Raw genomic sequence first — 12,682 nt, 5'->3', positions numbered from 1 at the left:
ATAACCTACAGTATCTTTCGTGCTATCACCAAGCGTATTTCTGCTAAGGTCTAAAAGTCGAACTTTGATAGATCGAAGGTGAGTTTTTTTATTCATTGGCAATGAGTTAGCTGGAGTTTGGTCAATGGAGTATTATGCGACATCCACTATAGCGGATAAAGGTTGAAGTGGATAATCAATGGATAGCTTATGCCATCAGATGTTTAGATATATGGCGGGAGTGCTTTCGTCGTTTTTCAAGGTGATCACAATGGGTGGCTTAGAAAGAATGACGCAGTTGGGGGAATTCTGAGATATAGAGTGCCACTGATATAGTTTTCGATGGCATGAAGCCATCGAATAGCCTATCGGAATAGTTCTTTTAAAAGAAACGGACAGGTGTTATAGCGGTGAACAGACTCGAAGGGCGGCATTGTCTTGCAGTGCCTTCCAACCAATCTCTTTACCCAATTGCCAGTTTGGTTTCTGCGTAGCGCAGTTTTTTCACCCTTGGATTGGCAAGAAAGTAGGCGAGCATGAGTGGGCCGAGGCGTCCCATGAACATCATAAAGATGATGATGGCTTGGCCTAGATTCGTGAGGTTGCCTGTTAAACCTCGGGACAAACCGACAGTGCCCAGTGCGGATATGGCCTCGAAGATGATATCGACTAACGGCGCTTTCTCGCTTAATACCAGTATGAAAATGGCCAGCCAAGATACGACCAAAGAGATGATGGTCAGCGCTAAGGCTTTGCTGACGGTATCTTTTGGGATTTCCCGTTTAAACACATAGATGGCTTCGTCGCGACGTAAATAACCATAAGTGGCCAAAATCAGCACCATAAAGGTGACGACTTTAATGCCGCTGGCGGTACTGAGGGACCCACCGCCGATAAACATCAGCACGAGTATGAGTAAGGTACTGGCGTCTTCGAGTTGGTCAATCGCTAGGGTATTAAAGCCTGCGGTGCGCGGGGTTACGGCTTGAAACCAAGAGGCCAACCATTTGCCGAGTTCGCTTAAGGGCGCCAAGGTGTTGGGGTTGTTGTACTCAATAAAGTAAATCGCAATCACGGCGACCGTGTTGATGACAATAGTTCCAGTAATCATCATGCGGCTGTAAACGGTGAGTTTTGACCAACGTTTGTTCCTGCGCAGATCTATCCACACCGAAAATCCTAAACCACCAATAATAAACAAAGCTGTGATGGTCAGGTTGATCACGGGATCGGCCACATAGGGCATTAAGCTATCTGGGCTTAGGGCAAAACCTGCGTTATTAAAGGCGCTAATGGTATAGAAAAAGCCGTGGAATAAGCTGGTTTGCCAGCCCAGCTCGCCGCTCCAGTAGACAGATAAAATCAGCATGCCGACGGCTTCAACCAATAGCGAAAACACTAGCACGGCTTTTGCGGTCGAGACTAATGTCGAGGTATCTGTTTGATTAAACGCCTCTTTTGCAACGGTTTGCTGCAAGAAACCTATCTTACCGCCTAGTGCTATTAGCGTGACAATGGCAAAGGTCATTAGACCTAGGCCACCGCATTGAATTAACAGCGCGATTATCACTTGGCCAAAGGGCGTGAACACACTGCCGGTATCGACGACCACAAGCCCTGTTACTGTCACCGCCGAGGTGACGGTAAACAGACTTTGTAGCCAAGTAATGGGCGACTCGGTGGCGATGGGCAGTTTAAGTAAACATGTGCCGACGAGGATCAACAGAGCAAAGCTTGCACTTAAAATAAAGGGCGGCGCGCCAAAGAGTTTTTTGCCGCTTTTAGGCGTGTGCTCTAGGGTGAGCGAAGGATGCCATTGAACCACCTTACACCAACCTTGGCGCGAGCTGTTTTAACTCGGCACGGCTACCGCAGAGGAATAGGGCATCTTCTGTGTGCAAGGTAAAATCGCTATCAATCTTGCTAAATACACTTTGCTCTCGTTTGACCATTAATGGCGCGACTTTGCCCTTAGGGCTGCGTTGCACGTTAGTTTGCTCATCAGTGTTTTTCTCTTGCAAGTTCCCCAGCAGTTGGCCAACAGTGGCTTGATGCAAGTGGGCTTTAATGTGGATTTCAACAATATAGAGCCCGTCGCCGATGGCGAGAAAGTTATTCACCATGGGATAGTTTAGCGACTGGGCGACGCGGACCCCCATATCTTCTTCAGGGTGGATAATCCGAGTAACATCGAGTTTAGACAATATGGTGTGGTGCGCCTTATTACTGGCTTTAACCCAAATGTTTTGCACGCCGAGATTTTTCAGTGCCAGTGTGCACAGCAGGCTCGATTGCATATCAAAACCGATAGCGACAATCACAACTTCGCTACTGGCAAGATCGAGTTCCCTTAGTGACGCCTCATCTGCGCAATCGCAAATTACGGCTTCGGTAAGAACTTCTACATATTTTTCAACAGCTTTATGGTCATTATCGACACCAGTGACCGTATGACCTAAGTGGATCAGTTCTCGGCTCACTGCGACGCCGAAGCGGCCTAATCCGATGACAGTAAAATGTGCCATTTCATATCCTTGTGTGGTTGAACTAAAGAGTGAGGCGAGCTGGCCTAGGGCGGGCCGAGGTCAGTGAGCCGATACCCTAAGCCAGGCTCGGTTTTGATCAGTTGTTGTTCGTCACTATCGTTAAGTTTTTTGCGCAGTTGGCTGACTAAAATCCGTAGATAATGGCCATCTTCCTGGTGAGTTTCGCCCCAGATATTGCGCAGCAGGTCGCTCTGTTTCAGCAATTGCCCAGGGTGGGACATTAACTGAACGAGTAGGGCAAACTCCTTTTTGGTGAGGGCGATTTCCTGCTGGTTAAGCCAGCATTGATGGCTGCTCTTTTGTAGAGTGAGCGGGCCAAATTGCAGCATATCGGCGCCGCTTGAGGTATCCACAAGGTCGCGAACCAACACCTTGATGCGAACGATTAATTCCCTGATCCCAAAGGGCTTACTCAGGTAGTCGTTAGCACCTGCCTCGAGTAGGCGGATTTTTTCTTCCTCCTGATCGCGGGCGGTGAGTACTAGCACAGGGGTCTTATCCTGTTGGCGCAGCGCATGGAGCAACTCGATGCCATCACCATCGGGCAGGCCGAGGTCGAGCACGATAAGGTGCGGTTGATGGCTGCGGTACTGTTTGAGCGCCGTGGCTATGCTGGTGGCGCTTATGTATTCAAAGCCTTCCGCCTCGAGTGAGATCCGCATAAAGGTATGAATTTGCGGCTCATCATCCACGACTAACACCTTGTAAGCCATTTATACATTTTCCTTCGTTATCGGTAACGCGATGCGGATCAGACTGCCTTGAGCAACATTTTCGGCACTGAGACTCCCGTTATGGGCAATAATAATGCCTTTGGCGACAGGAAGGCCCAATCCTGCGCCGCCATCGGTAGAAGGATGTTGGCGGTAAAACAACTCGAAAATCGCCTCCTTTTGAGATGGGGCTATGCCTTGTCCTAAGTCTTGAATATCGATGCGCAGCATATCTTGGTGGCGATAGAGGTTGACTGTTACAGGTTGGCTGGTGGGTGAATAGTGCAGGGCATTGTCGAGCACATTAAAAATCGCTTGTTCAATCAAAGAGCTGCAAATCATTAATGGTGGTAGCTCTGGCTCACTGTGAATTTTGATCCTAGGTTGCGCGGTTTGAAAGCGGGCGATAGTGCGCTGTAACACTTCGCGCAGATTGGCTTCGTCTAGGTTAAATTTGAGTGCACCGTGTTGTAACTTAGTGGCCTGTAACAGGTTTTCGATATATTGATGCAGGCGATGACTCTCGGCGGCTGCGCTATCAATCAGCTCAGTTTTTTGCGATGCACTGAGCTTAGGCATGTATTCCTTCAGGGTCGTTAAGGTGCCGATAATGGTCGAGAGCGGGGTGCGTAAGTCATGGGAAACCGACAATAAGATGCTGTTGCGTAACTGAGCCTGTTCGAGTGCCGCTTGCTGGCGGCGATAAAGTTCGGCCAATTTGCTGGTGGTGAGGGCGACAAGTAGAAACACAGTTAGATTGAGAATGTCCTCAAGATTGAACATCTGTAGCGAATAACGCGGTGTGGTAAACAGAAAATTAAAACTGGTCGCCTCAAATACAGCCGCAAAATAGGCAAAGTTGGCGTTGCATTGTAGGGCGATAGCGACCACAGCTAATTGTAAGATCAGCAGTACGGCTATGGTGGAGCCAGCAAAATAATCGATAAAAGCGCTGCTGAAAATCGCGATAACTAGTACTACGCCAGTAAAAAATGTTGGGTGCGAACGCCAGTAATTAGTCATGGTAGCCGCTATGGATGAAGTCATGGATAGAAAGACGCATATAAAGAAAGTGTCTGTACTCTAGCAAAGCCATTTTAAGATAGCGCGTAAAAAATCCGTAAAATTTATAGCCCAGTGAGTCGCTTAGCGTGCAGTTTACTCGGGCTGTTCTCGCGCACTCATATCAAATTTTGGCTAATAATTAGGCTTACCCCATAGACTCATGGGGTAAGCCATTCTAGGCGTGGGCCGTTATCGGATTGACGCTAATGGGCTAGCTATCAAGTATTTGCCTGCCATTCTTTAGCTGAAGATCACCAAGGTATCGGCGGTGGTACTAAGCGCTTGCCGTCATAGCCTGGCACAGTATCAAAGCGTGGAGATCTGGCTTCCCAATCCGCTTGAGCCTTAGCGATTTCGTCTTTGCTGTGGCCAACAAAATTCCACCAAATACTGACAGGGTCGGCCAGTGGTGCGCCGCCAATCAAGAGTATGCGACAACCCGCGTCGAGTTCGACTGTGACGCTTTCACGTAACATGCCCAGATAGGCGAGATCATTATTATTGAAACTTTGGTCATCGATACGGAAAAAGCCTTCGAGTGGCATGAGGGCGTATTCAAAACTCGGGTCGAGAGTCAGGGTAAGCTCAGTGTTTTCGGCGGCAAATAAATCCATCGCCACTATCGGCGAGAAGTGCAATGTGGGCGCCTGTTGCTGCTGCCAACGGCCAATCAGCAGAGTGAAATCAACGCCCGCATTGTGCCACGTCGGGAGTTCAGGATAGTGATCGAACCTCGGGCTTGTGTCTTTATGCTCAAGCGGTAGGGCAATCCACAGCTGCGCCGCGTGCATAGTGCTATGGCCTGCGACGGATTCTTCGGTGTGGGCGATACCGTGTCCGGCGGTCATCAAGTTAACTTGTTTAGGGTGGATCACTTGGGCGCTGCCGAGACTGTCCTTGTGCATGATTTCGCCTTCGAGCATCCAAGTAAAAGTTTGCAGCCCAATATGTGGATGCTGGCCAACGTTTAACTCAGGGCCGTCGGTGACTGGGCCAATATGGTCGAGGAAACACCAAGGGCCGATAAGACGACGCTCTTTTTGTGGAATAGCCCTTGCGACGGGAATGCCGCCGACATCACTGATTTTAGGGGAAATTCGTTGAACTTGAATGCGGCCATTTTCAATTGGGCATTCCTTAGGGCCACCATAAAACTGTGCTTGAACTTCACTTATGTTCGCTCCTTATTCCTTGGTGAGGACACACTTAGTTAGTGTTTATCTGGCATGCTGAACTGGTTTTAGATCTCATCTTGTATTTGAGCCGAAGGTTTTAGCTTCGGGTATTCCCGTGGATTTTGCAAATCGTCCTTCAATAGACTTTGTTAACCCGATTCAAACGTGAATATGTGACTGAGCCCGCGTGTATGGGAGTTTTTGCTGTCCTTTACTTTAGCAAGCCTGTATTTATGTGGGCATTAGCGTTTGATGTTTTACTCGAGCCGTCATAGTGGACGAGTTTTGGGTTAGTCTCAGTGATTTTTATCCTGCACACGTTAAGTCAGATCTGCAAAGGGGAAAGCGTGCTCGAAAATCAAATGATGTTACTGGCGGTATTTGAACGGGCGGCATTAATGCTGATGACCTTGTTCTTTTTAACCCGCACTCGACCGTTCCAGCGTTTATTCCAAAAGCGTAATCACACCCCCGCAGAGTTAGTTTCTGTGGCGGCGATATTTTGCTTATTTGCGGTGTTCAGTACTTATACCGGCATTGAGGTTGAAGGCGCGTTGGTCAACGTGCGGATTATCGCGATTATTTCCGGCGGGATATTATTTGGCCCTTGGGTTGGTATTCCAGCGGGCGTGCTGTCGGGGCTGCATAGATATCTGATTGATATGGATGGTGATACCTCGATTCCGTGTTTAATCGCCAGCATTATTGCCGGTCTAATGGCGACCTGGATTTATTATAAATGCCCCAAATCTAAGTTGTGGATTTATGGCATTGTGGCGGGCATGTTGTGCGAAACGCTGACCATGTTGTTGATTTGGTTGCTGACAGAGCCACACGAGGTGGGCGTTGAGATAGTAAGTCACATTGCCTATCCCATGATTGCGGGCACTGTGTGTATCGGACTGATTATTAAGCTAGTGCAGGACCTCGACGATGAGAAAGAGTTGATTGCCGCTAAGCAGGCCAAGCTCGCGCTGGATATTGCCAACAAAACCTTACCTTTCTTCCGCAAAATTGACCGCCATGCCTTAGAGCAAGTGTGCGCTGTTATCCGTAATGAGATCCATGCCGATGCCGTGGCCATTACTGATACTCGCGATGTATTAGCCTATATGGGCGTTGGCAAAGATTACTACGAGGTCGATGGTCATCAAGCGATTAGTGAGATGACGCAAAGGGCGATAGAGCTAGATCAAAACATTATTAACAACGACTTACGCCAATATCATTTATCGGACTTTCATTCGGTCATCATAATCCCGCTGCGTGAAAACGGCACGGTAAGCGGTACGCTGAAGATTTATTATCGCAATAACTATCGGATTACCAGCTCGCTACGAGAGATGGCGGTGGGCTTGTCGCAGTTGATTTCGACTCAGATGGAAGTGTCGCGTATCGAGCAACTGCAAGAGATGACCCGTAAGGCGGAGTTCACTGCGCTGCAGAGCAAGATTAACCCGCACTTTTTGTTTAATGCCCTCAATGCGATTTCTTCTTTGATCCGTATTCGGCCGCAGCAGGCGCGGGAGTTGATTGCCAATCTGGCCGATTATCTGCGCTATAACTTAGCTAAAGGCGATGAGCTAATTGATATTCAAGAAGAAGTGAAACAAGTACGTGATTATGTGGCCATTGAGCAGGCGCGTTTTGGCGACAAGCTTGAAGTGATCTTCGATGTTGACGATGTGCATTTTTGTGTACCTTGCCTCCTGTTGCAGCCGCTGGTGGAAAACGCCATTTTGCACGGCATTCAGCCGCGCAGTGCGCCGGGCAGAGTGACCATAGAAGTGAAAAAACTCGATGCTGGCATTTGCGTGGCCGTGCGTGACACTGGTTATGGCATCAGCCAAGAGGTGATAGATGGCGTCGCTGCGGGTCGTATAGAAAGCAGTAGTATTGGACTGACGAATGTGCACCAGAGGGTGAAGTTATTGTACGGCGAAGGTTTGCAGCTTAAACGGCTGGAGCCGGGGACTGAAGTCAGCTTTTATTTACCGGAAAATGAGGCGCAAGTATGTTAAAAGCCATCATAGTTGAAGATGAATATCTGGCCCGTGAGGAGCTAGAATATTTAGTGAAGAGCCACAGTGAGATAGACATAGTGGCAAGCTTTGAGGATGGCTTGGAGGCCTTTAAATATCTGCAGGATCATGAGGTTGATGTGGTGTTTTTGGATATCCAAATTCCGTCCATCGATGGCTTATTGCTGGCGAAGAATCTGCATAAATCGACCCATCCTCCCCATGTGGTGTTTGTCACTGCCCATAAAGAATTTGCGGTAGAAGCGTTTGAGCTCGAAGCCTTCGATTATATTCTCAAACCCTATAATGAGCCGCGGATCATCAGCTTATTGCAGAAAATTGAGCAAGTTGGGCGACAAGCGCCAAAGCCGCAACATGAAGCGGCGAGTAATGCCAGTCGTACCGTGAACTTAGTCAAGGGTGAGCGGATTATCGTTACGCCCTGCGAGCAAATTTATTATGCCGAGGCCGATGAAAAACTCACTTATGTGTACACCCGCACCGACCGTTATGTGATGCAGATGACCATTAGCGAGTTTGTCAGCCGCTTGCCCGCCGAGGGCTTTTTCCGCTGTCACAGTTCCTATTGCGTCAATATCAACAAGATCCGCGAAATCGTGCCTTGGTTCAATAGTACTTACCTGATTAGGTTGCATGATTTGTCGTTCGAGGTGCCCGTTAGCCGTAGTAATATTAAGGCTTTTCGACAGCTGATGAGGCTGTAATTGTCATTCATTCCTGCAGATCTGTATTTCATGCCTTAATTGATCGGCGCGAATCGCATCTCTCTTATAGTGGACTCAATTCCTGATCCCCTAAAGCGAGATGCATCATGACTAAAGAGATGAACCGTACTCGGTACCTGACCTTAGTTGGTACTATTATCACCCAGTTTGCACTCGGCTCAGTTTACACTTGGAGCCTGTTCAATGCGCAGTTGGCCGTTAAGCTCGACGAGCCTGTCAGCCAAGTGGCGTTTGTATTTGGTTTGCTGAGTTTGTCTTTGGCCGTGGCTTCTTCCATGGCGGGCAAATTACAGGAACGCTTCGGCGTGCGTAATGTCACCTTAGGTGCAGGCCTATTACTCGGGCTGGGATTCTTACTCACTGCCCAAGCCAGTAACTTGATGATGCTCTACCTGTGTGCCGGGATTTTAGTGGGCTTTGCCGATGGCACTGGCTACTTGATGACCTTGTCTAACTGCGTGAAGTGGTTCCCCGAACGCAAAGGGCTGATTTCGGCGTTAGCGATTGGCGCTTATGGTCTAGGTAGCCTTGGATTTAAGTACATCAACGTGCTGTTACTCGAAAATACCGGCCTTGAAACCACCTTCCAACTGTGGGGGTTAATCGCCATGGCGCTAGTTTTGTGTGGCGGCATGTTGATGAAAGATGCGCCAGCACAATCAGCCGCAAGTCAGCAAGCCGAAAGCCGCGACTTCACCCTCGCTGAAGCCATGCGTAAGCCACAATACTGGATGTTGGCGCTGATGTTCCTGTCCGCCTGTATGAGTGGTTTGTATGTGATTGGTGTAGCGAAAGATATCGGCGAGAAGATGGTCGACTTGCCTGTACTGGTCGCCGCTAATGCGGTTGCGGTAATTGCCATGGCGAACCTCAGTGGTCGTTTAGTGCTGGGTATACTGTCAGACAAAATCCCCCGCATTCGGGTTATTTCGCTGGCGCAGATCATCACTCTAGTTGGTATGGTGTTACTGTTGTTTATCCCTTTGAATGCAAACTTGTTCTTCGTCGCGGTTGCCTGCGTTGCCTTTAGTTTTGGTGGCACTATTACTGTTTATCCCTCACTGGTGAGCGACTTCTTCGGCCTGAATAATCTGACTAAAAACTATGGGGTTATCTACTTAGGTTTTGGTGTCGGCAGTATTATCGGTTCGATTGTCGCCTCGTTATTCGGTGGCTTTATTGCGACCTTCAACGTGATTCTAGTCCTGCTGGTGGTGGCGTTAGTGATGTCATTAACCATACGTTTGCCAGAGCCTAAAACTCCTGCGTCAGCCAAGAAAGCGACTAAGAGTACACCGCGCTTAGTGAGCATGACGGCCGAATCTGCATAGGCGTAAGCTAAGCTTTTCCTCTTTAGCCAAAAGCTAACATAAAAAATCCGCAGCCAAATGGCTGCGGATTTTTTACTTTTTTATCACCTCAACAACAGGTAACTTGATAGCCATAAAGCGTTATTCAGGATGTGTTGATGTTAACGGACCCTCTTTTTTGGTTGGTGGCGATACCCGCAGTCTTGATTACGGGGATTTCTAAATCCGGTTTTGCGGGTGGTGTGGGCGGGTTAACTGTCCCGCTATTGGCGCTGGCAATTAGCCCTGCTACAGCGGCGGCGCTAATGTTGCCGCTGCTGATTTATATGGATTTTTTAAGCGTGCGTTCTTGGTGGGGGCAACATAATCCGCGTCATTTATGGATATTACTGCCCGCGGCGGTTATGGGGATTTTTATCGCTTATCTGTTGTTTGATAGGTTGAATGAAGAATATTTACGGGCGATTTTAGGCTGTGTGTCCCTCGGTTTTGGTTTGTATGGTTTGATTCTGGGGGATAAAACCCAAGCATCACCTTCACCTCTGGTTGGACGTTTATGTGGCTTAACTGCGGGATTTACTAGCTTTGTTGCCCATGCGGGCGGGCCGCCACTCAACGCTTATTTGTTGCCGCTGCGCTTGGCTAAGGCAGAGTTTTTAGCCACGGCTGTGGTGTTTTTTGCTGTGGTGAATTTGGTCAAGCTTGTCCCCTACAGTTTGCTTGGGCAGATTAACCAAGAGAATATTTTAGTTTCTCTGCTACTGGTGCCGCTGGCATGGTTAGGGGTAAAGCTAGGTTTGTTTATTCAAGATAAAATTAACGACAGGCTATTTAAACGCATCATCTTGATTTTAATGGTGCTGGTGGGCGTGCGTTTATTGTGGACGGCGTTATAGTTTTAAGCTTTGGGTTAGATTAGTCTGCTAGTGTGCGCGGGTATTGGGGTGTTTTTATCCCCAGCTGCCCTGAATTTACCTGATAAAAACTCAAAATTACGTTACTGTGAAATCTGCCTGCAATGAGTTTGAAGCTATGAAACGATTACTGATAGTTATCTTAGCCTTAGCCTTAGGCCTTGGCGCTTGTGCTAGCGCGCCAGAACCTAAGCCTGTGGTAAAGCAAGTTGAACCCGCCACGGTTTGGAACGATAGCAATATCTCCGAACTGCATTCTGAGTGGCGCGGTGTGCCCTATCGTTTAGGTGGTGGCACTAAGCGGGGCATAGATTGCTCGGCCTTTGTGTCGGTTGCCTATCAGAAAATGTTGGGTATGACGCTGCCGCGCACGGTTGAAGAACAGCAAGCCCTAGGGAAACCTGTGCCGCGAAATCAACTGCGCAAGGGCGACTTGGTATTTTTCAAGACAGGTTGGAGCACGCACCATGTCGGCATTTATGTGGGCGACGATAATTTTCTCCATGTTTCCACTAGCCAAGGGGTGAAGATTTCGAGCCTGCATAACAGTTATTGGGCGTCTAAATATTGGAATGCAAGGCGAATTTAGCACATCTTCTTTATGCACTTTCTTTTATGCGCTTTCTTTTATGTACTTGGGCTGATGAGTTAGCGGAGACAATATGTCCTTAGAGCCTGCGTTATCCCAGAGTGACCCCTTACCGACTTCTGTTTTTCTCGCCATTTTCTCGGCAGTATTCTTGCCCATGTTTTTGGCGGCGGTCGATCAAACCTTACTCGCCACGGCGACGCCTGCCATAGTTGAAGATCTTGGCGGCCTGCGCCAAGCCTCGTGGATCACTATCGGTTATATGCTGGCAATGGCCGCTTCTGTGCCGATTTATGGCTGGTTAGGGGATAACTTCGGTCGCGCGAAAATTCTGATGATCGCCATAGTGATTTTTGCGCTGGGCTCCATCGTTTCGGCGAGTGCGGGCACTATGGATCATATGATCGCCGGACGTATCTTGCAGGGCATGGGCGGTGGCGGCTTGATGAGTTTGTCTCAATCCTTGATTGGCGAGTTAGTTCCCATTCGGCAGCGGGCGCGTTTCCAAGGCTATTTTGCCGCTATGTTTACCCTCGCGAGTGTTGGCGGCCCTGTCATTGGCGGTATTGTGGTGCACGCCTATTCGTGGCATTGGCTATTTTGGGCAAATATTCCACTAGCCATGCTGGCGGTATGGCGACTTAACGGTTTGCATAAGCGCAGCGTTAAACCCGTACGCCAAGGCAAGTTTGATTTAGTGGGAGTGGTCTTGTTTCCGACCATTATCACCGCGTTGTTGTATTGGTTATCTGTCGCGGGGCAAGAGTTTGCTTGGCTTTCTGCGACTAGCTTAGGCTTTGCCGTTTTTGTGGTGTTAGGCATTTTAGGCTTGTTATTGTGGGAACGGCGATTGGCGAGCCCGTTTCTACCGCTAGATTTACTGGCGAAGAAGGCCGTGTATATGCCATTGCTGACGGCGGCGCTGTTTGCGGCCTGTTTGTTTGCGATGATTTTCTTCCTGCCGATTTATCTGCAAGTGGGCTTACACACCAATCCCGCCAAAACCGGTTTGCTGCTCTTGCCTATGACCTTCGGTATTGTCACTGGCTCGACAATAGCTGGGCGACTGTTAAGCAAAGATGTCGCGCCTAAGTGGTTGCCAACCTTTGGTATGGGCTTAGCTTTCATCGGCTTGTTATTGATTAGTTTTGTGCCGCCTAATGCCAATGTGATCGGCGGCTTAGGTGTGTTGGTCGGAATAGGATTAGGCACTGTGATGCCAAGCGTGCAGCTTGTGGTGCAGAGCGTGTCGGGCAAGGCGCGACTCAGCCAGATCACGGCCATGGTGTCGCTGTGCCGTTCTATGGGCGCCGCTATTGGTACTGCGCTGTTTAGCGTGCTGCTTTATAGTCTGTTACCACTCACGGGTTCTGAACTTGGCATCGCTGCGATTAAAACATTGCCGACAGAGGTGGTGCATCACGCCTTCCAATATGGATTTATGGCCGCCGCGGGTGTGGCATTGTGTGCCGCGATAGTCGGTTTTCTATCCCCTGCGACGGCATTAAAAGATCACGATAGCGAAACTGCGCATTAAGCCTAGATTTGCAGGTGCACGACCCATTTAAGCCGTGTACTATTTGCGCTGAGCCGTATTTTTGTGGCCTTATTCGATTCCAGGACA

General features: G+C 48.8%; 11 protein-coding genes. 6 read left to right on the top strand and 5 right to left on the bottom strand.

Annotation, left to right across the window (positions count from 1 at the left end):
• Nucleotides 1–442: 442 nt before the first annotated feature.
• From AYJ58_RS02530 to AYJ58_RS02510, 5 genes are all read right to left on the bottom strand, one after another.
• A complete protein-coding gene (locus tag AYJ58_RS02530) occupies nucleotides 443–1,804 on the bottom strand; it encodes a TrkH family potassium uptake protein (RefSeq protein WP_106648697.1) in 1,362 nt (453 codons plus the stop codon).
• Between the two features lies 1 nt (nucleotide 1,805).
• Nucleotides 1,806–2,504: a potassium channel family protein gene (locus AYJ58_RS02525; protein WP_006084814.1), complete on the bottom strand. Its 699-nt coding sequence runs from the start codon at nucleotides 2,502–2,504 to the stop codon at nucleotides 1,806–1,808.
• A gap of 44 nt (nucleotides 2,505–2,548) precedes the next feature.
• Nucleotides 2,549–3,238, bottom strand: coding sequence for a response regulator transcription factor (locus AYJ58_RS02520; RefSeq protein WP_011982013.1), 690 nt, complete (start codon nucleotides 3,236–3,238; stop codon nucleotides 2,549–2,551).
• Complete coding sequence (locus AYJ58_RS02515; protein ID WP_106648695.1) at nucleotides 3,239–4,285, bottom strand: sensor histidine kinase; 1,047 nt, start codon at nucleotides 4,283–4,285, stop codon at nucleotides 3,239–3,241. It lies immediately after the preceding gene.
• Between the two features lie 269 nt (nucleotides 4,286–4,554).
• Nucleotides 4,555–5,478: a pirin family protein gene (locus tag AYJ58_RS02510; RefSeq protein WP_106648693.1), complete on the bottom strand. Its 924-nt coding sequence runs from the start codon at nucleotides 5,476–5,478 to the stop codon at nucleotides 4,555–4,557.
• Nucleotides 5,479–5,825: 347 nt separating this feature from the next.
• Between AYJ58_RS02510 and AYJ58_RS02505 the strand changes: the two genes are divergently transcribed.
• From AYJ58_RS02505 to AYJ58_RS02480, 6 genes are all read left to right on the top strand, one after another.
• On the top strand, nucleotides 5,826–7,499 hold the full coding sequence (locus AYJ58_RS02505; RefSeq protein ID WP_269801902.1) for a sensor histidine kinase: 1,674 nt from the start codon (nucleotides 5,826–5,828) through the stop codon (nucleotides 7,497–7,499).
• A complete protein-coding gene (locus AYJ58_RS02500; protein WP_106648691.1) occupies nucleotides 7,493–8,224 on the top strand; it encodes a LytR/AlgR family response regulator transcription factor in 732 nt (243 codons plus the stop codon). Before AYJ58_RS02505 ends, AYJ58_RS02500 begins: the two co-directional genes overlap by 7 nt.
• A 107-nt stretch (nucleotides 8,225–8,331) precedes the next feature.
• On the top strand, nucleotides 8,332–9,576 hold the full coding sequence (locus AYJ58_RS02495) for an L-lactate MFS transporter (protein ID WP_106648689.1): 1,245 nt from the start codon (nucleotides 8,332–8,334) through the stop codon (nucleotides 9,574–9,576).
• Nucleotides 9,577–9,713: 137 nt separating this feature from the next.
• Nucleotides 9,714–10,451, top strand: a complete 738-nt coding sequence (locus AYJ58_RS02490; RefSeq protein ID WP_106648687.1) for a sulfite exporter TauE/SafE family protein — start codon at nucleotides 9,714–9,716, stop codon at nucleotides 10,449–10,451.
• Between the two features lie 136 nt (nucleotides 10,452–10,587).
• On the top strand, nucleotides 10,588–11,058 hold the full coding sequence (locus AYJ58_RS02485) for an NlpC/P60 family protein (RefSeq protein WP_106648685.1): 471 nt from the start codon (nucleotides 10,588–10,590) through the stop codon (nucleotides 11,056–11,058).
• Nucleotides 11,059–11,131: 73 nt separating this feature from the next.
• Nucleotides 11,132–12,595: an MFS transporter gene (locus AYJ58_RS02480; protein WP_106648683.1), complete on the top strand. Its 1,464-nt coding sequence runs from the start codon at nucleotides 11,132–11,134 to the stop codon at nucleotides 12,593–12,595.
• The last annotated feature ends 87 nt before the right edge of the window (nucleotides 12,596–12,682 follow it).

The sequence above is a fragment of the Shewanella sp. Pdp11 genome, from assembly GCF_002838165.1.
GTDB classification, from domain to species: Bacteria; Pseudomonadota; Gammaproteobacteria; order Enterobacterales; family Shewanellaceae; genus Shewanella; species Shewanella hafniensis.
This window is presented reverse-complemented; position numbering and strand designations above follow the sequence as displayed.

Coding starts and splice junctions, on each gene's coding strand:
- AYJ58_RS02525 (WP_006084814.1), bottom strand. CDS start 2,504: ATGGCACATTTTACTGTCATCGGATTAGGCCGCTTCGGCGTCGCAGTG.
- AYJ58_RS02520 (WP_011982013.1), bottom strand. CDS start 3,238: ATGGCTTACAAGGTGTTAGTCGTGGATGATGAGCCGCAAATTCATACC.
- AYJ58_RS02515 (WP_106648695.1), bottom strand. CDS start 4,285: ATGACTTCATCCATAGCGGCTACCATGACTAATTACTGGCGTTCGCAC.
- AYJ58_RS02500 (WP_106648691.1), top strand. CDS start 7,493: ATGTTAAAAGCCATCATAGTTGAAGATGAATATCTGGCCCGTGAGGAG.
- AYJ58_RS02495 (WP_106648689.1), top strand. CDS start 8,332: ATGACTAAAGAGATGAACCGTACTCGGTACCTGACCTTAGTTGGTACT.
- AYJ58_RS02490 (WP_106648687.1), top strand. CDS start 9,714: ATGTTAACGGACCCTCTTTTTTGGTTGGTGGCGATACCCGCAGTCTTG.
- AYJ58_RS02485 (WP_106648685.1), top strand. CDS start 10,588: ATGAAACGATTACTGATAGTTATCTTAGCCTTAGCCTTAGGCCTTGGC.
- AYJ58_RS02480 (WP_106648683.1), top strand. CDS start 11,132: ATGTCCTTAGAGCCTGCGTTATCCCAGAGTGACCCCTTACCGACTTCT.